Here is a 21,745-nt window from a genome sequence, read left to right as displayed (position 1 = left end):
ACTGTCTGCTAGGGACAGCTGCCCTGTTTGTTTCCATGCCATGTCGGTGTCTTTTGTTATGTGGTTGATTATAAAGCATTATATCATTTTAACGAACTTTTGTGTATCTGTTCGTGCAAAGGTTTCTATTCATTATAAAAATGAATATCTTACACTTTATTGAATTAAGGGTGTTTTCTAAGATATTGAATTGATTAAAAAATATCTTAGCTTTATACTCGGGATTAAATAAATTAACATAATAAAAACAATTGATTACAATATAAATGGCAGTATTTCAATTAAAACCAACCTTTTTACTTCATTTTTATTTAAGTTCTTTAATTATATGATGAAATTTACGTGATAAGTCCTTCATATTTATAGGTGGTCGTAATGAAAATGAAATGGGTTCCAGAATACAATACTGGTATCGATGTGATTGACGATCAACACAAACGGATTCTTGACTACATCAATGAAATTGATGGCATTGACGCAAATACAGATCGTGATCGTGTAAAACAAATTCTGGAAAACATTATTGATTACACGCAATCACATTTTACCTTCGAAGAATCTTTACAAGAAGAAGCGGGTTATAAATATCGTGTGCCACATAAACGCGTACATGATTTATTTATTAAAAAAATTGAATCTTACCGCGACCGTTTTGAAATGGGGCATGCGATTGAAAATGAATTACATGAAGTGCTTTCAAAATGGCTGATTAACCATATTCAGCACGATGATGCTGATTATGTCGGTGCGGTTAAAGAAAATATGATGGGTATCATCAAAGAAAAAGAAAAGAAAAAAGGCAAAAATTGGTTTGCACGTTTCTTTTCATAACCTCAAAAAATGAAATAAAAACAATTAAAAATCTAATAATATTATTTGCGCAGCAAATCACCTTTAAGGTGATTTGCTTTTTGTTTTTGATTTTCAAGGCACAGCAAGGCAAAATAGCGCTAGAATTTTCAAAGGAATTTGTCATGCAGGACAATGCGATGTCGAAATGGTTATCGCCACTGATGGCGTTCTGTTTATCTTTTATCATTATTGCAACTTTAGCACCGGTAACAGGTATTCAAATTGAACGTCAGCTAGATTTCTGGCTGTTGTGGCTAGGTACAATGCTTATTTTAGCTTTACCGCTATGTTATTTGGAAATTGCTTTAGCAAAACGTTCAAAAATTACAGCAGTTCAAGCACTGTCTTCGCTAACACGTGATGCGGATGCTTCACCCAAATGGCGTATAGTCGGTTGGCTTGCCGTAGTATTTATTCCATTTTTAGCAGGTGCCATGCTTTCAGCCGCGTCGCAATATGTGGCAATTTTTACAGCTAATGGTTTTGCCTATAGCATTATTTTGGCTGTCCTTGCGGTCATTGCATTTGCATTGTCGTTTGTACCACGCCAATTTTTAGTGATTTTGACCGCTATTGGTGTGATTGCTGCAGTAGTCTTAGCGAATGTTATGGGAACTGCCTTACCAGAGTGGAAAATGACTGCGCTCGAATTTAGTGAGTGGGGCAATGCAACAGTCTTGGCGCTCGTAGCAAGTGGTTTGGGGATGGGCTTGTACTGGCAGTCAAGTTTACCAGCCGTGAAGCAACAAGAGATTGCAAGCAAAACGGTATTTCCAATTTGGATCGCTCAACTTTTGGCAGTGATTGCTTTTGCCTTTTTCGCAGCAAAAGCACAAGTATCTGCTTTAGCACTGGTTGTGGGTTTGGTTGCTGCTTCAGCATTGCTGATTCAAATGGCACGTGAACAATTACAACAACGCCAATTGGCCATAGTGGTGCAATGGGCGATTTTATTGGTTGCGGTTTTTGTATGGGCACTGAGCACTGTTGTTCCAGTATTTAATATTGCCTTGTTGATTTGGGGCTTAATTATTTGTCTGATTTATGCGATTTTCGCAGGTTGGATTATGAAGATTAGTCATCTACGTAAGTCAATGAACTTCAGTCATGAAACCTTTTATAATATTTGGCGTATTGCCGTACGTATCGTAGTGCCCTTGTCAATAATATTGGCATTGGTGGCTGTGATTGGGCAGTTATTCTAATGACCGCTCAGTTACAAGTATGGGTCGCTTATGCGAGCGTGGAACAGCAGATATTAATTCCGCTGATCTTTAATCCCGGTATGACGGTTGAAGATGCTATTGTGCAAAGTGGCATTCGAAAACAAGTGGATTTACCAGAAGTATTAACACTAGGAATCTTCGGGGCGCGTGTAAGCGATTCATCTCAGTTACTTGAAGCAGGTGATCGCGTCGAAATCTATCGTGCATTAACCATTAATCCGAAAGATATTCGTCGTAATCGCGCCAAGAAAAACCCCGTTGGGCGTTATTGTCGAGGCAATCGTTTCAAACAATTGTACTTATAAAAAAAACCCCTAAATTTAGGGGTTTATTTTTATCTTAAAGCGACTATAGTGGTGGCGCAGTTAAAATCGCTTCTTTAGAACCTGGTAAGCCTGGTTGTGACTCTGGAATGGTTTCTAAGCCTTCAATTTTTTGAACGATACCGTTTTGGTCAAAGAAGATTTTTAAGTGTTGACCATGTGCAGCAGGAATCTTGGCTTTTTTAGCATATGTTCCTGGGGTATACTTATAAATGTAGTCCCAACGTAACGGATTCATTGGATCGGCAACAGTTGGACTACCTAGCAAAAAGCGAACTTGTTGGTGGCTCATTCCCACTTGAATTTTAGCCGCTTGTGCTTGAGTTAAAGGTGTACCTTGTGGAATATCAACTTTATAAACGCCCAAGGTTGAACAGCCTACGAGCAATGAAGTGACGAATAACGTCAGCATGATTTTTTGCATTTTGCTAAACTATCCCAAATTAATTATGATGCATTTGATCCAAGGATAGATCATACTGCATCTACACTTTGTTGCATATTCCAACTTTAATTTTGTTGAGAGACCTTTTTTCATGCCTATTTCAAATCAAGATTTACGTAAAGCTGGACTTAAAGTTACACTTCCACGAATTAAAATATTGGAATTGCTTGAAAATTCAAGACAACATCACTTAAGCGCAGAAGATATTTATAAGACTTTACTTGAACAAGGTGAAGATGTGGGTTTAGCAACTGTGTATCGCGTGTTAACACAGTTTGAAGCTGCAGGTATTATTCAACGCCATCATTTTGAAAACAATCATTCTGTTTTTGAGATTATGCAAGAAGATCACCATGACCATATTGTGTGTCAAAACTGCAATAAAGTGGTGGAATTTACTAATGATGTGATTGAGCATGAGCAACATCAAGTGGCAGAAAAATTTGGTTTCCAACTTACAGGTCACTCATTAAATCTTTATGGCTATTGTGATGCGCCTGAATGCCAAGAAGCATATCGTAAAAAATAATCCGATGCGGATGAGAATAAATAAAAAAACAGACTTCATATGAAGTCTGTTTTTTTATTTCCGAAAGCATCATGCAGAATTAATGTTGACCATCAAAGGTAATATTTGAATTTGCACGCAGTAAATGCTCACCGCCTTCTTCAGACAATTTAATTTGTAGACGCAGGTCGTTCGGTGAATCGGCATGTTTGAGCGCATCTTTGTAGCTAATTTGCTTGGCTTTATAAAGGTCATATAAAGCTTGGTCAAAGGTTTGCATACCCAGTTCACGAGAACGCTTCATCAGGTCTTTAATTTCGTGCACTTCACCCTTACGGATTAAATCTGAAATTAAAGGTGAGTTGATCAAAATCTCAATGGCAGCACGACGTGAATTACCATCAATGGTTGGAATCAATTGCTGCGCAACCATTGCTTTTAAGTTCAAAGACAAGTCCATGAACAGTTGACTATGACGATCCGCTTCAAAGAAGTGAATGATACGGTCGATGGCCTGGTTGGCGTTGTTGGCATGCAGAGTAGCAAAAACCAAGTGACCCGTTTCAGCAAAGGCAATCGCATAGTCCATGGTTTCACGTGAACGAATCTCACCAATCAGAATCACGTCAGGTGCCTGACGTAGCGTATTCTTTAAGGCAACTTCGAAAGAGTCGGTATCAATACCCACTTCACGTTGGGTAATGATACAGCCTCGGTGTTGGTGTACAAATTCAATCGGGTCTTCAATTGTAATGATATGACCTTTGCTATTTTCATTACGATAGCCAATCAAAGATGCCAAAGAGGTTGATTTACCTGTACCCGTTGCACCTACGAAAATGATAATGCCACGCTTGGTCATCGCTAATTCTTTTAAAATCGGCGGTAATTTCAACTCATCCATCGTTGGAATAACGGTTTCGATACGACGCAGCACCATACCTGGCTGGTCACGTTGTTGAAAGGCGCTGACACGAAAACGAGCAGATTTACTGGTATTACTAATGGCAAAGTTACATTCGCGCGTATCGGCAAATTCCTTACGCTGTTTGTCAGACATAATCGAATGTAAGATTTGACCAACAGTCGGGCCCGGTAACTTAGTCGAGCCAATTGGCAAAATTTGCCCATTGATCTTAATCGAGGGTTCAACATCGGCTGTAATAAACAAATCCGATGCTTTTTTCTCCACCATATAATCAAGTAAGCCGTTAAAATCCATAACGATCGCCCCAGAAAAATAAAAAAATTACAAGAAAGATTCGGGTTGCTTCGCTGCAGTCCGTGCAGTCTGCGTACTAATAATGCCTTTTGCGACAAGATTTTTTAGGCTTTGATCGAGTGTGGTCATACCGTAGTTGGCACCGGTTTGAATCGCAGAATACATTTGCGCGACTTTGTTTTCACGAATCAAGTTACGGATCGCAGGAATACCGATCATGATTTCATGCGCAGCCACACGACCGCCACCATTTTTCTTGAGTAGGGTTTGTGAAATTACGGCTTGAAGTGATTCAGATAACATGGCACGAACCATGTCTTTTTCTTCAGCAGGGAATACGTCAATCACACGGTCAATGGTTTTTGCGGCAGAGGTGGTATGGAGTGTACCGAAGACCAAGTGACCGGTTTCAGCAGCTGTCAGCGCCAAACGAATGGTTTCAAGGTCACGCATCTCACCGACTAAGATAATATCCGGGTCTTCACGCAGTGCGGAACGAAGTGCTTCGTTAAAGCCGTGCGTATCACGGTGTACTTCACGTTGGTTGACCAAGCATTTTTTTGATTCGTGTACAAATTCGATCGGGTCTTCGACCGTTAAAATATGGTCATAACGGTTGTCGTTAATGTAATCAACCATCGCAGCAAGCGTGGTAGATTTACCCGAACCCGTTGGACCAGTCACCAGTACGATGCCACGTGGATATTCACAAATATCTTTAAAAATTTGGCCCATGCCAAGATCTTCAATGGTTAGTACTTTTGAAGGAATGGTACGGAATACGGCACCAGCACCACGGTTTTGGTTAAATGCGTTCACACGGAAACGAGCCACACCAGGTACTTCAAATGAAAAGTCAGTTTCTAATTTTTCTTCGTAATCACGACGCTGTTTATCGTTCATGATGTCGTAAACCAATTTGTGCACTTCTTTGTGTTCAAGAGCAGGAAGGTTGATACGACGAACTTCACCATCCACACGAATCATTGGTGGCATACCAGAAGATAAATGTAAATCCGAAGCGTTATTTTTGGCAGCAAAGGCCAATAGTTCTGTAATGTCCATAAAATCCCCGAGATAAAAATTAAATCTTAATTATTTTGATAGAATAATAAGGCTTTCCCACAGCTTAACCAACACTTAGTTGCAGGGCAATGCAAAAAAAGATGAATGAAATGAGAACCCCGTCAATGAATAAACTTCAAGAAGCACGAAATCAAGTCTTGCAGCAAATTGAGCAGGCTTGCCAACTTGCGGGTCGACCACAGCAGTCGGTTGAATTGTTGGCTGTATCTAAGACGCATCCTGCTGAAATGCTAAGAGAAATGTATACAATGGGGCAACGCTCATTTGGTGAAAATTATCTGCAAGAAGCGCTTGAAAAAATTGAGGCTTTGGCAGATTTAGAGATTGATTGGCATTTCATTGGTCATGTACAGCGCAATAAAACCAAACATTTGGCTTCAAACTTTGCTTGGGTGCATGGGGTAGACCGTTTGATTATTGCGGAGCGTTTATCAAGCCAGCGAGAAGCGACTCAAGCACCTTTGAATATTTGCCTACAAGTCAATATTGACGCGCAAGATACAAAGGATGGCTGTCAGCCGAATGAAGTAGCAGATTTGGTCGCACAGATTTCTACGCTACCGAATTTACGCTTACGTGGACTGATGGTAATTCCTGCTCCAAACAATCCACAAGCTTTTGTTGATGCCAAAGTGCTCTTTGAGCATGTCAAAGCACAGCATACGAAACCTGAGGATTGGGATACCTTAAGCATGGGGATGTCAGGTGATATGACAGATGCGATTGCTTCCGGATCCACCATGGTTCGCGTGGGGACAGCATTGTTTGGTGCGCGAGATTATTCAAAATAGGACAGAAGATTCAGCCTGCTTTCAAAAACTAGGCTTATAAAGTGTAAGCACAGCAGATAAATTTTCACAATAGATGAAACCTATGGGTTCAAAGTGAGCCTTTTAATTTGAACTTTCCATTAAAGTTGAGTACAAAATAATCAGGATGTTTTTGATATTGAAGTAATTCACACTTGGACAAATAGGGAAGTTCATGACGGCATATTATCAGTTGATTCAACGCGACGTAGATGCGCAAGGCTGTGTCACGGCACATTACCATTCGACCAATTTAGCACAAGGTGCATGGAATGCACATGAGCAACACATGGCACCAGCTACAGGCATTATTTGTGCTGAATTAGACCGTTTTTCACCACGTCATGATATGCGTATCGGGCGCATTAGCCTCGATATTTTGGGCTTAATTCCTGCTGGCGAGTTTGAAATAATCACGCAAGTGATTCGTCCGGGAAAAACCATTGAACTGATTGAATCTGAAATGCGGGCTCAGGGCAAAACCTGCATTGTGGCACGCACTTGGCGCATGATGACGCAAAATAGCCAGTCCGTGAAAGGTTTGGAGGATGCTGATGTGACTGGGCCAGAAACTGCGCCGATTTGGGACGGTATCCGTCAGTGGCCGGGGGGATATATTCAGTCGATTGAAGCAAGAAGCCATGGGCGCCGTGCAGGTCAAGGCATTGTGTGGCTGAGAACACAGCATGACATGGTTGAAGGTGAGCCGACTGCTGATTTTGTCCGTTTAATGGGCATGGTTGATACCGCCAATGGTATTGTTCCGCGTCAGGATTGGCCATTTGGCTGGGGCTTTCCAAATCTGGATCTACAAATCCATTTGCACCGTTTACCACAGGGACAGTGGTTAGGTCTGGAAACCGTGCAGCAGTATGGAGCGGATGGTGTTGGTTTGAGTAGTTCTGTATTGCATGATGTCCATGGCCCATTTGGGCGTAGTGAACAGATTTTAACGCTACGTCCACTCGGGACGTAATGATCTAGAGAATCAAAAATTATAAAGCCTGCTTTAAGCAGGCTTTTTTTAAGATACGATTTGGATGGTGCTTGCACCTGCTCCGACAGGATTGACTTGAATTTGCACAGGGATTCGTTCGTGCATTTCTTGAATGTGAGAAATTAGCACGACTTTACGCCCTTGGTTTTGTAGCTGATCCAGAGCATTCATCACCATGTGCAGACTTGAAGCGTCTAGCGTACCAAATCCTTCGTCAATAAATAGGCTTTCAATTTTTGTTGTACCTGATGCCATGCTCGCAATGGCTAAGGATAAAGCGAGCGCGGTTAAGAAAGACTCACCGCCTGAAAGCGAAGAGACCGAGCGGGTTTCACCATCCATATCATGATCGACAATGGCTAGGCTTAATGAGTTTTCAAGGCGCTTTAAGGTATAGCGCTGTGAAAGCATCGCCAATTGCTGATTGGCATATTCAATTAAAATATCGAGGTTATATTGCTGTGCCAAATCACGGAATTTCTTGCCCGTTGCATCGCCCATTAAGCTCGAAATCTTATTCCAACGATGTTCCTCAGATTGGATCTGTTGAATCTGATCGGTAAATTGCTGCTGTTTTGCTACATTGCGTTGATGTACTTCGAGTTTGAGTTTCACTTCATCACGCTGTTCCATCACTTGGGTTATTTGTTCAACCAAACTTTGTAATTGTGAGAGTAGTGCTTCCAATTCGATTTCAGGCTGCAGCATTAAGTGCTGCTGTAGTTGCTCATCCAATGTTTTCTTAGCAGACTGAGCATCGCTATATGCACGTTCAGCCGAGCTAATTTGCTGTTTCAGTTGCAGCTCTTGCTCATGTGTAATTTCACTGAGCTGCTGTAACAAGGCGTCATTAAAATCAATATGCAGCGCTAACCACTGTTGAATACTCAACGCGGCTGCATTTTGTTGAGTTTGCAACTGTAGTTGCTGTGCCTGATATTTTTGCAGTGTTGCTTGTGCAGTATCAAAGGCTTGGCGTCGCTGCTCAAATTGTTGACGTACCGTATTAAACTGAGTCTGCAGCTGTTGTCGGTTTTGCTCAAACTGTAATAACCATTCATGCGGTTTTTCAACAGTTACTTGAGTCATGGTAAAAATAGCTTGGATTGCAAGATCGCTATTTTTTTTACCTTCTTCTAACAGTGTCGAAATGCGTTTTTCAGTTGCAGCAATATTCTCTAGACTGAATTTACTGCGCTGTTTTGCCTGTTCCAGCTGCTGTGTTATTTGATTCAGCTGAGCATTTAGTTCATTACGTTGTTTTAAGGTGTTAAGACGGTGCTGTAATTGAATATAAATTTCTTCAGCAGCGGTGCGGGTTGACTGCTGCCATGCGTATTTTTCAGTGTCATCCAATAAAGACAAAATAGGTTGAATATTTTGTTCCGCATGCTGTATTTCTGTCAGCTGCTTTGTCGTGTGCTGAATGTATTGAGTCAAAGTATGGCTGTTTTGCTGCGCCTGTTCATGGGTTTTTAAATCAGCTTCTGTTTGCTGCAAAGATTGCTGTGTTTGTGCAATATGATGCGTTATAGCCGTTTCAAGCAAGCTCAAATCTGAGTGCAAATCGTATGGAATATTCAGTGCATTAAGTGATTGCTCAAGCTGGGTTTGGGCATTGCTCTGTTGCGTGCTGATTGCGGTGAGTTGCTGTGCATTGGCTTCAAAGGCAGTGGACTGCTGTGTGCATTTTTTTTGCAGTTGCTGCCACAGATCAAACGTTATTTTTTCCTGCGCTAGTGCTTGCTGTTCCTGCTGTACTTGCAGTTTCAATAGTTCATGGGAAAGCACATCTTGGTTATATGTATAAGGGTGCTCGGTGCTGCCGCAGACCAAACATGCTTCACCTGCAACCAGATTTGCTCTGAGCTGTTCAATATTTTCTGCATGCAGTAATCGCTGCTGCTGCAGTACAGTTTGCAAATTCTCTCGAGCTGCTTTTTGTGCATGAAATTCAGTTTCAGCCATGCTGCATTGCTGCTGATTCTGTGTGAGATCACTTTGCAGTTGGTGCTGGTCTTGCAATTTTTGCTGATGTTCAACATGAATGGCGTGGTAATGCTGCCAATGACTCTTGGTGATATCTAATTGATTGATGCGATTTAATAAGTCTTCACGCGCTGTACGCAAGCCCGTAATTTTCGAGTTAAGTGCTTGGTCTTGCCCAAATTGCTGAATGAGCTGGTCAAGTTGCTGTTGTTTTTGTGCCACTTGTTGCGTGGCTTGAGCGACATCACCATATTGCTGCTCAAATTGCACATAACTTTGAATAAAACGCTGTAAAGGGCTGAGATGTGCAGACAGTGCTTCATCCAAAATTTGAAAATGTGCTGTTTGCGAGAGTAGGGTATTTTGCTGCGCTATATTTTGTTCTAACTGCTGCTGTACTTGTAACAATTGCTGTTCGGCTTGAAGCAGCGGAGCATGCTGATCTTGCAGTTTTTTGAGTTCATCTTTTACAGCAATTAGCTGATCGCCTAGCACTCGGCGGTCGGCAATTCGCGCACGTACTAAATCAATTTGATCTTGATGATCAACTTCAAATTGGTGCTGCTGTTTTTGCTGTAGATCAAGTTGTTTAAATTGAGTTTTTTCATGATTAAACTTAATTTCAATTGCGCTGAACTGCTGCTGTGCTTGAGCCAATTGAGGCTGCAGCGTTGCTATTTCAGTACTTAAATTATTGCGTTGAATGATGCTTGGACGGATTGAGGCGAATTTTTCCAGTTGCTGCAATTGCTGCTTCTGCGGCTGCAGTGCATCGAGTTGCTGCTGTTGAACAGCCAAATATTGCTCACGTTGCTGAATATCCGAAATCAGTTTATCTTTGTGTTGAAACCATTGCTGCTGTTTGAGCAATTGCTGCTTTTCACTTTCGAATTTTTGGTAAGACTCTGTATGACTTTGAAAATTCGCCGTGTATAAGGCAAGATCTTCATCCGATAAAATTTCAATATCACCGAGTCGAACTTCCAAAGCCTTACGCTGATTGGCAATTTGCTTGGTTTTTTCAAAGGCCAATTGACCAATTTTCCCGAAAATACTGGAATTGGTTAGATACTCCAATAGCTCGCCACGTTCATTATCACGCGCTTTTAAAAAAGCGGTCACTTCTGACTGAGCCAGTAAAACGGCACGGGTGAACTGTTCAAAACTGAGTTGAGTAATGCGTAAAATTTGGCTCTCAACCGCTTTGGTTTTATCCGCAACAACAGTGCCATCTGTTAAGCATTTCAGTGAGCGCTGTACGCTTTGCAATTTACCGTTTGGGTTTTCACGGGCACGTTTAATTTCCCAACGTGCAGAATAGACTTTTTGGTCTTGAGCAATAAAACTGAGCTCGGCAAAGCCTTGGCCTGTACCACGGCGCAAGACTGTTTGCGGTGAGTTGGTCGGCAGCTCTGAACCATCTACATCGATGAGTTTGCCATCGCTGTCTTTTAAGCGCGGCACACGGTTAAACAGCGCCAAACACATGGCATCTAAAATAGTCGATTTACCAGCACCTGTTTTACCAATAATTGCCACTAAGCCTGCACTTGCTAAAGGTTCAGATTCAAAATCAATAAAATGCTCACCCGCTAAAGATGCCAAGTTTTTAATGCGTATAGATAAAATTTTCATGGCAATTCCTTAAGTGTTCGCATCATCTTCAAGTGATTTTTGTGCTTCATCGACCAAACTTAAAAAATCTTTCATTACGGTGTCATCAGCACCGTAGCCCTGTTTTTCCCAAAGGTTTTGGAATAATTTTTCAGGCGTAGGCGGATCAAGGTTGATTGCGGCTTGCTGCGGATTATTTTGATCTGAATTTAAATAACGGCGGCTGATGCGCACCAAACGATAACGGTTTGGCGCTAGCGCTTCTTCAAATTGCTGTCGTAAATTCGGTGCAGGCGGAGTGTCGGTATGATATTCAATTTCGACATATTCACGCTGATCAATATCTTCAATTTCACCGCTCGGCAAAGCGGATAATTGTGCCAAAACTTCTGGAATTGTGCCTTTGATGCGATGCAATTGCACGCTGCGCGGAATCGCTAAGGACTCTATTTGAAAGCGTGATTCATCGCTTTGAGTCGGGTCAATACTGATATCAAGCACTTGATGCTTATAATTGATTTCACTAAATGACAGGGGAATCGGTGAGCCGCTATAACGGATATGAGTTTGTCCAACTTTTTGCGGTTTATGCAAATGCCCAAGAGCCACGTAGTCAATTACATCATCAAACAGGGCGGTTGAAATTGCTTCTTCATTGCCCATAATAATCGGGCGCTCTGAGTCTGACGTTTCACCGCCTTGCATGTGGGCATGGGACATTAAAATTAAGGCTTGATCTGGAGTTTTACGTGCATTGGCTTCAGCAATTAATTGTTGATGTACATAGGCAATGGCATTTTGACTATTGGTGGTTTGATCATTGAAACCGGTGATCTCGGCAGCACGTAGAAAAGGTAAAGTCAGGCACCATGCCACTACATTTTTGTGTTCATCATAAATAGGTGCCAGCAGTCGGTCTAAATCGAGCTGACCTTCGGTATTTTTATGGACCACGCCTACAGCTTTGGCATGGTATTTTTCTAATAAAGGCTCAACTTGTTCAATACGGTAGCCTGAGTCATGGTTGCCTGCGATCATCAGGGTTTGCATGTGCGGAGCCCGCTCATGTGCATCTGCTAGAAACTGATACAACTGTTTTTGCGCTCTGGAAGCGGGGTTGATCACATCAAAAACATCGCCTGCAATGAGCAGGGCATGTGGCTGTTTTTGTGCTATTTGTTCAAGCAGCCAATTGAGAAACTGTTCATGTTCGTAGTCACGTGAGTGGTTATAGAAAAATTGTCCTAAATGCCAATCAGAAGTATGAAAAAAACGAAGAGTCATGCAAGCCCCAAAAATCAAAAAAATTGATTGGGCTATAAAGTATCACAGATGGTTATGTTTACGAGGGAGATTAATCATTCATCAGTCCAACTAAGTCGTTTTCGACAGTTACAAATTATCCAATCTAAACTATGCCATAACTGCATTAATGTGTATTTGCATCCACTTGCAGGAGGCAAAAAGTATTATGGGCTGGATCTATGAAATAGCCTTGCCAGTATTATCCAAGTATCACAAATTTTTCTATAGCAATTTGGCCATCTTGTACCAGATTTTTCTTAGTGATTTGGTTGAAATCTTTAACTTCAAAAACTACGAGTAAATGTATTGGTAATGCAATGCATCGGTGGAGTCTGTACAGAGCATTCTAAGAGGTCACCATGAAGTCTGGGGTTACTGATTAGGGAATCCTGTAACTCGTGTAAATGACCAACCAAAAACGGCAGAATAATACACAACTTAACGCTTGGTATCATAACTTTGAATTTCAAAATAGTAGAGCTGGTTCATTGTAATTATATTTTCTTTGATGGATTACACATTTCAAATAGTAGAGATCTGAAATTAGGTTAAAAAATACCAAGAACTAGGAATATAAAATGTTGTTCTAATCCTGTATATAGGTGAATTATTGTACAGCAGGTGTATTACCTGCATTTGGGGTAGCAGGAGATGCAACATGCCAAATAATCCTTTTGATGAAGAAAAACTTGCAAATAGTATGGTGTATAAGACTTTATTAGAGTCTACATTAGCCATTCCTTGGTGTATTGATTGGGACAGTAAAACATTTAGTTATATTGGACCGCAAATTGAAAAGTTACTCGGTTGGAAACAAAGTAGTTGGAAAACGGTAGATGATTGGGCATCACGTATGCACGAGGAAGACCGTAATTATGTACTGAATTATTGTGTTTCACAGTCGATGGCTGGTATAGATCATGAAGCAGATTATCGTGCACTTAAAGAAGATGGTTCATATCTTTGGATACGTGATGTTGTGCATGTCGTGCGTAAACCAAATGGTGATGTAGATTGTCTTGTCGGCTTTATGTTTGATATTTCCGAGCGGAAAAAACAAGAGGAACAACTACAAAAATTGCAACGTCAGCTCGAAGAATATTCATATAAAGATGGCTTAACTGGTATTGCAAATCGACGTTTGTTTGATGACTTTTACCAGCGTGAATGGTTAAACGCAATCCGCACGCAAAAGCCGCTGAGTTTAATTTTGATCGATTTAGATTATTTTAAACAATACAATGACTTGAATGGTCATGTGATTGGGGATACCTGTCTGCGTCAAATTGCTAAAAGTTTGGAATCTTGTTGTACACGACCTCGTGATTTAGTTGCGCGTTTTGGTGGCGAGGAATTTGCTTGGATTTTACCAGAGACCAATGAAGCCGCAGCAGCAGTGATGGCTGATAGAATTATGGATGCCGTGCGTGCTGCACGATTACCGCATAAAGCCTCAGCAGTGTCGGAACTCGTCACACTCAGCATGGGGGTAAAAACCATTATTCCTTCAGATCTGGATAATCCAATGCAATTTCTGGATCAAGTTGATAAAAACCTCTATATAGCCAAAAGACAGGGGCGTAATCGCTACTGTGCTGCATAACATAGATTTACAGTTGTGACTTATTTTAAAGTTGCATAGATTTTTCAGTCAGTCGATATTTTATCGGCTGATTTTTTTGGGTGTAGAATATAAAAATTAAATGCTGAATACATAAGGCACAAAATAAAAGACCGACGATTCGAGTGATGATGAAATCGTCGGTCAAAAAATCGATTTTAAATTTAAGTCATGGCTGCTGTTCATACTTAAATTCAAAATGAAGCTTATTGCTTTTAAAAAGGTCACCGAAACATTGTGGATGCCGTCCAAATCATCGGTTGCTACAGACCTTGTACCCTATATAACGTAGCCGTTTACAGATTGGTTGACATGAAAATGAAAAAAAATGCATTTTTTTTTATACTAGGTGTCAACTTCTTCTTGGGTTAGGGTCATGGTGTCTTTAACACGTTATTTTTTATTGTTTTTTTTCATTTGTTTAATCATGACCTGTATTTGCGGTGTGATCGCTGCATTATTGCCACAGGGTGTAGGTGGTATTTTAACGGTCGTACCCTACCTGATTGCCATGATCGTGGTGTTATTTCGGTTTTTAAATAAAAATCAGAGAGCACCGACACAGGCAGAGCGTAAAAAATTTACCTTAGGTTTTAGCCTGATTTTTTGGTTATATAATTTAGCTTTTGTACTTTTGGGTATCGCAATTTTTTCAAGAAAAGATCCTGAAATTTGGCAAAATTTAATGCTCTATGTTCAACATCCTCAGTTTATGAGTTTAATGGTGATCATGTTGTTACTGATGGCTATCCCTTTGTATTTAATCACCTATTGGTTTTATGGTCCGCAAGCACAGCGGATGGCTGCTCAAAAGTTTGGTGCATAAAGCTTGATCGTTTGGTGATCTTGTTCTATAGATAATAGTATTATTTCATATAGATAGATAAGAACAAATTATGCATCAGCCCACAGTACTGATGACGGGTGGCAGCGGTTTTATTGGCACACATCTCATCAAGGCACTTTTAGCTGCGGATTATAAAGTGATTGGGCTTAGTCGTAAGGCTGGGCGTATTTCTAAATCACCTCATTTAACTTGGGTACAGCAGCTCGATCAAATTCCTCATGACAGAATTGATTATGTGATTAATCTTGCAGGTGAAAGTATCGGCAAAGGTCGCTGGACAGAAACGCGTAAACAGCAATTATTAGAAAGTCGAGTCAAAACCACAGAAGCGCTGTATCAATATTTACGTAAACGTAAAATTTTTCCGAAATGCATTATTTCAGGTTCGGCTGTTGGTTATTATGGTATTGATATTGAAGAACAATGGACAAAAGTGTGCGATGAAAATGCTGCACCACAAGCCATTTTTATGTCAGAGCTATGCCAAAGTTGGGAGCAAGTCACACGCCAATTTCCTGAACAAAATACCATTATCACACGACTAGGTGTGGTCTTGGCTGAAGGTGGCGGAATCTTACCGCAAATGCTACGACCGATTCAGCTCAATTTGGTCAACAAAATAGGTTCCGGTCGGCAGCCTTTTGTGTGGATACATATACAAGATGTGATCCGAAGTATGCTGTTTTTAATGAAACAAACAGAGAAAAAATATGGGTTGCTTGAACCCACGCCAATCGATCCGCATATTTTTAATTTAGTTGCGCCGGAAAAAACGACGCAGGCTCAGTTTGCGCAGATTGCAGCACGTCAATTAGCGAAAAAGCCGTGGCTCAATGTGCCTGCAACTATCTTTAAAATTTTATTGGGTGAGCAATCGCAATTAATTTTAAATGGTCAATTGGTTCAGCCAGCCGCATTATTACAGCAAGGCTTTGAGTTTAAATTTCCGACGTTAAAAGAAGCCTTGCAGGATTTATTGGCTTAGTTGAAATTGACCTATTGAGCATTATTCGACGCTTAACAATGCATCTTGAAACAGGCGAGTCGGACTATAGTGGTCTGCATTGAATGAAGGCGTTTGCCCAGTCATCAGTTCAGCCAATAGCTGAGCTGAAGCAGGTCCCATGCATAAACCATTTCTAAAATGCCCAAAATTTGCCCATAGATTGTCGTAATTTGGCATCTGCCCAATATACGGAATCCCTTCAGGGGAAGATGGGCGCAGGCCAGCCCAAGATTTTACAATTGGAAAGTTGGCAAGCTCTGGCACCATGTCAAAGCAGGATTTTTGAATATGCTGCAAGGTTGTATTTGTTGTCTGAGTATCAAAGCCACATTGGCGCATACTTGAGCCGCAAACCACATGACCGTCTTGGCGTGGAATCAAGTACATGACTTTATTCATGCACATGGTCGGCAACCAGTTCTGCGGAGTTTTAAAGAGAAGCATTTGTCCCTGCACGGGTTGTACGGGTATCTCAATGTCTAGTTGTTCACTCCATGCGGCTGACCAAGCGCCCGTGGCAATAACGAATTGATCAGCTGTATGTTGTTTGCCATCTGCGGTGGTGATGGACTGGATACGATTGTCCGAACGGTTTAATTGGCGGATAGGGCAATGTTCATGAATGATCACTTTGGGATGCTGCTGTAAATAAGCCGTTAATGACTGCAAAAGTCGCGGATTACGGATGTTGGCTAATTGCGAAAAATAAATGCCATGTGCAAAGCGTGCTGAAATGTGAGGATTAATCTGCTCAATTTGCTCGGATTGTAAATATTCCGCCTGTTGCATTGGGTCTTGGTGCAAACGGGCATAATCTAAGCCAATTTCAAAATCATCTTCATCAAAAATCAACATGCCAGTTTCATGAATTTCAAAATCAATCCCAGTGATCGGTTTTAATTTTTCATTCCATTTTTGGTAGCTCTGCTTGCCATAACGTGCGAGCGCATTGACTTCATTGGGATATCGCCAAGGATACATCGGGGAGAGGATGCCACCACCAGCCCAAGATGCGGCAGAACCTGTGCGTTGTTGGTCGAAAATCGTCACCGTACAACCGCGTTCAACGAGTTCCAATGCGCTGAGTAAACCACTAATACCCGCCCCAATAATGGCAATATTCATGTTCTTTTAACCGATGAATGTATGAGTTTGATCTTAACTTCAGCAACGCCGAAGTTTTTCTTCCAAGACTGTTTTTTAAATTTTACAGATATAAAAAAGCCTTCCTGAACGTTACCATTTCAGGAAGGCTTTGCAGGTTATTTCATGTCTTTCAACATGAGTGCTGCATCTTCAGCAAAGTAAGTCCAGATCCCATCTGCACCTGCACGGCGGCAGCTCATAAGCGATTCGATAATCACGTTTTCAGATAGCCAACCATTTTGAATGGCACCTGCCAACATGGCGTATTCGCCACTCACTTGATAGACAAATGTTGGAACACCGAAATTATCTTTGACTTCACGGACGATATCTAAATACGGCATACCCGGTTTTACAATCACCATGTCGGCGCCTTCTTGAATATCGAGTGCGATTTCATGTAAAGCTTCAGCACGGTTACCGATGTCCATTTGGTAATTGTATTTATTGCCACCTTTGAGGTTGCTTGAAGAACCTACCGCATCACGGAATGGCCCGTAAAAGCTCGACGCATATTTTGCAGAATAAGCCATGATGTTGGTATAGATATGGCCATTGGCTTCAAGCGCTTGGCGAATCGCACCGATACGACCATCCATCATGTCACTGGGTGCAACCACATCTGCACCCGCTTCGGCATGGCTGAGTGCTTGTTTAATTAAGCATTCAACGGTTTCATCATTCAGTACATAGCCGGTATCATCAATGATACCGTCTTGACCATGTGTGGTGTATGGGTCGAGCGCACCATCAGTGATGAGAACCATTTCTGGTAGTTCTTTTTTTAATAAGCGGATGGTGCTTTGGACTAAGCCATCTTCATGCCAAGCTGCTTCAGCCGTTAAGCTTTTATCTTCCTGTGGTGTAACTGGGAACAAAGCTAATTTTGAAACACCCAATTCGAGTAAACGTTCTGCCTTTCTTAGTAACAAGTCAGCAGATAGACGCTGTACGTTTGGCATGCTTGGAATATCTTGAGTTTGTTGCTGGCCTGGCAACACAAATACTGGATAAATGAGATGATCAGTCGTCAGTTGAGTTTCACGCACCATAGCGCGAAGCTGGTCATTTTTACGAATGCGACGCATGCGGGTAGCAGGAAAAGCTGGACGATTGAACGTATAGGTCATAACAATCTCATTGATCAGTATTAAACTTTGACTATTGTAGACGCATAATGAGGGTTTGGCGCACCCCGTATTATTTTTTTATTCAATGACAGCGATTCGAGTAGGCTATGACAGATGTAAATAAGAGTTGGACCGGTAATATTGACCTAAACTCGAAGAATGAAATCGATACTTTATTAAATAACATTGCTCAAGCATTTAACAGCTCCCCATTTTTTGTACACAATGCCATGAAAATGACGGTGATTGATGGTCAGATCGAAGCACGTGTCGACATGGCCAGTAATCTAATTGGAAATGTCGCATTCCAAATTTTACATGGTGGCGTCGCGGCAACCCTACTCGACAGTATCGGTGGTATCTCTGCGATGGCAGAATTGTATAAAAAGGCCACAGCTGAAGATCTAGTAGAAACGAGTAAAAAGGTATCTCGCTTAGCGACCGTCGATATGCGTGTGGATTATTTGGCGCCAGGACGTGGACAGTATTTCGTTGCACGAGCAGAAACCTTACGTTTAGGCCGTAAGGGTTGCACTATGCGTATGACCATGGTCAATGATGAAGGTAAAGCGATTGCAACGGCGATTGCATCGTATGCTTATTAAGCCATTTTTAAGTTAACACATTCAAAATGATGAAAAAATAAAGTCCAGTATTGGCAGCAGGGCATGATTTTATCCTGTTGCCAACGAAAAAAAGACTGACGAGTTACATTTTCTATTCTCAGGATATGATTTTTTAGCTTTAAAATGCCGGAAAATTGAAGAAGAGAGACTTTCTCACGACACCATTATCTGACAGCAAAGTTGACATGCTTTGCAAAGCTCATGATGCCATGACCAAGTCTGCTAGATTTAGGACAAATCTATGACAGATACCGTTAGTAACCTGCCAGAAACCCCATCTACAGAGCAGCCCACCGATCAGGAATTAAAAGCACGCAGAAAAAAAGGCCTTGGTATATTGGCTGTATTGATCGTGATTGCTTTGGTGATGTATTTGATTTGGTCAATATTTCTAAATCATTCCGTCAGTACCGATAATGCCTATGTCGGTGCAGAAACAGGGTCGATTACCTCGATGGTCACGGGGCAAGTGGCAGAGGTTTTGGTGAGTGATACGCAGCAAGTGAAAAAAGGCGATGTGCTTGTTCGCATTGATGCTCGTGATGCTGAAATTGCCTTAGCTCAAGCTCAGGCTGAATTACTTAAAGCAAAACGACAATACAAACAAACAGCGGCGAATAGTAGCTCTTTAAACTCACAAATCTTTGTCAGTGATGATGCGATTCATAGTGCAAGCGCACAAGTCGCCAAGGCACAAGCCGATCTGAATAAAGCACAAGATGAATTACAACGTCGTCAACAATTGGCTGCTTCGGGTGCGATTTCTAAAGAAGAATTAAGCACAGCGCAAAGTGCTGTGAATACCGCTAAAGCCAGTTTTGATGTGGCACAAGCAGGACTCGCTCAAGCCAAATCTAGTCAAAAAGCGGCACAAAGTAATAAAGCTGCAAATGATGCATTAATTCAAGACAGCAATGAAAATTCAACCCCAGATGTTTTAGTTGCGCAAGCACGTCTACAACAAGCTCAGTTGGACTTAGAACGTACACAAATTAAAGCACCCTTTGATGGTGTAGTGACACGTCGCAATATTCAAGTTGGGCAACGCATTGCACCGGGAACGTCATTAATGATGGTGGTGCCTGTCTCTCAGTTATATGTCGATGCCAACTTTAAAGAAAGCCAATTGGCAGGGGTGCAAGCGGGTCAAAAAGTTGAACTGACATCTGATCTGTATGGTGACAAAGTTAAATTTAATGGCATAGTCACTGGTTTTTCTGGTGGCACAGGTTCAGCATTTGCCTTGATTCCAGCACAAAATGCCACAGGAAACTGGATTAAAGTGGTTCAGCGTTTACCTGTGAGGATACGTTTAGATCCAAAAGAGTTGGCAGAACACCCACTACGTGTGGGGCTGTCTATGGAAGCGACGATTGACTTGAAATCGAAGTAATTGCCTATGAATCAGCAAATGCAAATGACTGACCTGAAAGGTGGTCGTCTGATTCTCGCTGCCTTGGTCTTGGCATTGGCGAACTTTATGGTTGTGCTCGACATGACTATTGCCAATGTATCTGTGCCGCATATTACCGGTAGCCTTGCAGTGTCGGCATCCCAAGGGACATGGGTCATTACCTCTTATGCCGTGGCAGAAGCGATTTGTGTGCCATTAACCGGTTGGCTCGCTGGGCGCTTTGGTTCTGTACGGGTTTTTGTGATCAGCCTGTTTGGCTTTACAGTATTTTCGATACTGTGTGGTTTGTCGACCAGTTTAGAAATGTTGGTGTTTTGCCGAATTGGGCAAGGTTTGTTTGGTGGTCCGATTATGCCACTGAGCCAAACGTTGTTAATGCGCATTTTCCCTCCTGAAAAGCAATCCCAAGCCATGGGGATGTGGGCAATGACCACTGTAGTTGGCCCTATTTTAGGTCCAATTTTGGGTGGTACGATCAGTGATAATTTATCTTGGCATTAGATTTTCTTTATCAATATTCCTGTCGGAATAGGTTGTGCAATCGCAGCGATGCGCTTACTGAAAACGGCTGAAACTCCAACACAGAAATTGAAAATTGACCGCGGTGGCTTGCTGCTGTTGGTGTTATGGATCGGTGCCTTGCAATTGATGTTGGACTTGGGCCATGAACGAGATTGGTTTAATAATCCATTTATCGTGGTGCTGGCACTGACGGCATTTGTTGGGCTGATCGTTTTCACGATTTGGGAGCTGACTGAGCGGCATCCAGTGGTGAATATACTGCTGTTTAAGTACCGAAGTTTTACCATTTCGGTCTTGGCTTTGGCGTTTGGTTTTGGTGCCTTCTTTGGCAGTATTGTCCTGATTCCGCAGTGGTTACAAATTAACTTGGGCTATACCGCAACGTGGGCCGGTTATCTCACGGCAACGATGGGCGTCGGTAGTTTGACCATGTCGCCAATTGTTGCAAAGCTTGCAACCAAATACGATCAACGTGCTTTGGCGAGTTTTGGTTTAAGTATCTTGGGCGGAGTCACCCTTATGCGCGCCTTTTGGACCACGGATGCAGACTTTATGGCTTTGGCTTTACCGCAAATATTACAAGGTTTTGCCGTGCCATTTTTCTTTATTCCCTTGTCAAATATGGCCTTAGCATCTGTACTGCCACAAGACATGGCATCTGCAGCAGGTTTGATGAACTTCTTAAGAACCATGGCAGGGGCAATTGGAGCCTCGATTGCAGTAACCATTTGGGATGATCACACCAAAGTCGCACGCAGTGAAATGGTCAGTAATTTACATGTTACTGAGGTACAAAATACCTTGGTGAATCATGGAATGAGTTCAGAAGCTGCTCTGGGTTACATCTCCAGTTTGGTGGATAAAGAAGCCTTAACGCTTTCAGCTAATCATGTGTTTTTAGTCTTGGCGGGTGTCTTTATATTCGCCGCACTGATCATTTGGCTCTGTCCGCGACCTAAAGCAGGTGTGGGTGGTGGTCATGCACACTAAATATCATCAAGTATAAAAAACCGCTCATTCGAGCGGTTTTTTTGCGTACGGCGTTGATTGGAAAAAA

The 21,745-nt window shown here is 41.8% G+C and carries 18 protein-coding genes and 1 pseudogene; 12 read left to right on the top strand and 7 right to left on the bottom strand.

Annotation, left to right across the window (positions count from 1 at the left end):
• The first annotated feature begins 375 nt into the window (after nt 1-375).
• From FTU34_RS14775 to FTU34_RS14765, 3 genes are all read left to right on the top strand, one after another.
• On the top strand, nt 376-831 hold the full coding sequence (locus FTU34_RS14775) for a bacteriohemerythrin (RefSeq protein ID WP_078190032.1): 456 nt from the start codon (nt 376-378) through the stop codon (nt 829-831).
• A gap of 143 nt (nt 832-974) precedes the next feature.
• Entirely contained in the window at nt 975-2,057 is a 1,083-nt protein-coding gene (locus tag FTU34_RS14770) for a hypothetical protein (protein WP_180035478.1), read from the top strand.
• Nucleotides 2,057-2,383, top strand: coding sequence for an RnfH family protein (locus FTU34_RS14765; RefSeq protein ID WP_180004252.1), 327 nt, complete (start codon nt 2,057-2,059; stop codon nt 2,381-2,383). Before FTU34_RS14770 ends, FTU34_RS14765 begins: the two co-directional genes overlap by 1 nt.
• Nucleotides 2,384-2,426: 43 nt before the next feature.
• Here the strand turns inward: FTU34_RS14765 and FTU34_RS14760 are convergent, their stop codons facing one another.
• Complete coding sequence (locus FTU34_RS14760) at nt 2,427-2,825, bottom strand: outer membrane protein assembly factor BamE (RefSeq protein WP_078193102.1); 399 nt, start codon at nt 2,823-2,825, stop codon at nt 2,427-2,429.
• A gap of 112 nt (nt 2,826-2,937) precedes the next feature.
• Between FTU34_RS14760 and fur the strand changes: the two genes are divergently transcribed.
• Nucleotides 2,938-3,375, top strand: a complete 438-nt coding sequence (gene fur, locus FTU34_RS14755) for a ferric iron uptake transcriptional regulator (protein ID WP_078193101.1) — start codon at nt 2,938-2,940, stop codon at nt 3,373-3,375.
• A gap of 79 nt (nt 3,376-3,454) precedes the next feature.
• On the opposite strand, the gene FTU34_RS14750 is transcribed toward fur, so the two are convergent.
• On the bottom strand, nt 3,455-4,576 hold the full coding sequence (locus FTU34_RS14750) for a PilT/PilU family type 4a pilus ATPase (protein WP_168379063.1): 1,122 nt from the start codon (nt 4,574-4,576) through the stop codon (nt 3,455-3,457).
• 27 nt (nt 4,577-4,603) lie between these two features.
• Entirely contained in the window at nt 4,604-5,641 is a 1,038-nt protein-coding gene (locus FTU34_RS14745; protein ID WP_078190026.1) for a type IV pilus twitching motility protein PilT, read from the bottom strand.
• A gap of 125 nt (nt 5,642-5,766) precedes the next feature.
• Between FTU34_RS14745 and FTU34_RS14740 the strand changes: the two genes are divergently transcribed.
• Both FTU34_RS14740 and FTU34_RS14735 read left to right on the top strand, forming a co-directional pair.
• The gene (locus FTU34_RS14740; protein WP_180035479.1) at nt 5,767-6,453 is read left to right on the top strand and encodes a YggS family pyridoxal phosphate-dependent enzyme; all 687 of its coding nucleotides are present in this window, start codon (nt 5,767-5,769) and stop codon (nt 6,451-6,453) included.
• Between the two features lie 193 nt (nt 6,454-6,646).
• On the top strand, nt 6,647-7,447 hold the full coding sequence (locus FTU34_RS14735; protein WP_078193098.1) for a thioesterase family protein: 801 nt from the start codon (nt 6,647-6,649) through the stop codon (nt 7,445-7,447).
• Between the two features lie 48 nt (nt 7,448-7,495).
• Here the strand turns inward: FTU34_RS14735 and FTU34_RS14730 are convergent, their stop codons facing one another.
• Together FTU34_RS14730 and FTU34_RS14725 are read right to left on the bottom strand one after the other, a co-directional pair.
• Entirely contained in the window at nt 7,496-11,092 is a 3,597-nt protein-coding gene (locus FTU34_RS14730) for an AAA family ATPase (protein WP_180035480.1), read from the bottom strand.
• A 9-nt stretch (nt 11,093-11,101) separates the two neighbouring features.
• Entirely contained in the window at nt 11,102-12,355 is a 1,254-nt protein-coding gene (locus tag FTU34_RS14725; RefSeq protein ID WP_180035481.1) for an exonuclease SbcCD subunit D, read from the bottom strand.
• Nucleotides 12,356-13,034: 679 nt separating this feature from the next.
• On the opposite strand from FTU34_RS14725, the gene FTU34_RS14720 reads away from it, so the two are divergent.
• From FTU34_RS14720 to FTU34_RS14710, 3 genes are all read left to right on the top strand, one after another.
• Entirely contained in the window at nt 13,035-13,979 is a 945-nt protein-coding gene (locus tag FTU34_RS14720) for a GGDEF domain-containing protein (RefSeq protein ID WP_180035482.1), read from the top strand.
• Between the two features lie 394 nt (nt 13,980-14,373).
• Complete coding sequence (locus tag FTU34_RS14715) at nt 14,374-14,823, top strand: ABZJ_00895 family protein (protein ID WP_078193094.1); 450 nt, start codon at nt 14,374-14,376, stop codon at nt 14,821-14,823.
• Between the two features lie 70 nt (nt 14,824-14,893).
• Nucleotides 14,894-15,829: a TIGR01777 family oxidoreductase gene (locus tag FTU34_RS14710; protein ID WP_180035483.1), complete on the top strand. Its 936-nt coding sequence runs from the start codon at nt 14,894-14,896 to the stop codon at nt 15,827-15,829.
• Nucleotides 15,830-15,850: 21 nt separating this feature from the next.
• Here FTU34_RS14710 and thiO read toward each other — a convergent pair whose 3' ends face one another.
• Nucleotides 15,851-16,975 (bottom strand): glycine oxidase ThiO, encoded by a 1,125-nt coding sequence (thiO, locus tag FTU34_RS14705; RefSeq protein WP_180035484.1) that lies wholly within the window; start codon nt 16,973-16,975, stop codon nt 15,851-15,853.
• A 137-nt stretch (nt 16,976-17,112) separates the two neighbouring features.
• Nucleotides 17,113-18,126, bottom strand: coding sequence for a porphobilinogen synthase (gene hemB, locus FTU34_RS14700; RefSeq protein WP_111885258.1), 1,014 nt, complete (start codon nt 18,124-18,126; stop codon nt 17,113-17,115).
• A 107-nt stretch (nt 18,127-18,233) separates the two neighbouring features.
• Here hemB and FTU34_RS14695 point away from each other — a divergent pair, with 107 nt between their 5' ends.
• The 3 genes and pseudogenes from FTU34_RS14695 to FTU34_RS14685 all read left to right on the top strand — a co-directional run bounded on the left by FTU34_RS14695 (nt 18,234) and on the right by FTU34_RS14685 (nt 21,678).
• Nucleotides 18,234-18,731 (top strand): thioesterase family protein, encoded by a 498-nt coding sequence (locus tag FTU34_RS14695; protein ID WP_111885257.1) that lies wholly within the window; start codon nt 18,234-18,236, stop codon nt 18,729-18,731.
• Nucleotides 18,732-18,993: 262 nt separating this feature from the next.
• Nucleotides 18,994-20,145 (top strand): efflux RND transporter periplasmic adaptor subunit, encoded by a 1,152-nt coding sequence (locus FTU34_RS14690; RefSeq protein ID WP_180035485.1) that lies wholly within the window; start codon nt 18,994-18,996, stop codon nt 20,143-20,145.
• A gap of 6 nt (nt 20,146-20,151) precedes the next feature.
• Nucleotides 20,152-21,678 (top strand): annotated as a pseudogene (locus FTU34_RS14685) (DHA2 family efflux MFS transporter permease subunit).
• Nucleotides 21,679-21,745: the final 67 nt, after the last annotated feature.

Source organism: Acinetobacter sp. YH12094, assembly GCF_013419295.1.
Classification (GTDB): domain Bacteria; phylum Pseudomonadota; class Gammaproteobacteria; order Pseudomonadales; family Moraxellaceae; genus Acinetobacter; species Acinetobacter amyesii.
Note: the sequence above shows the minus strand (reverse complement) of the source record. Positions and strands in the feature narration are given on the sequence as shown.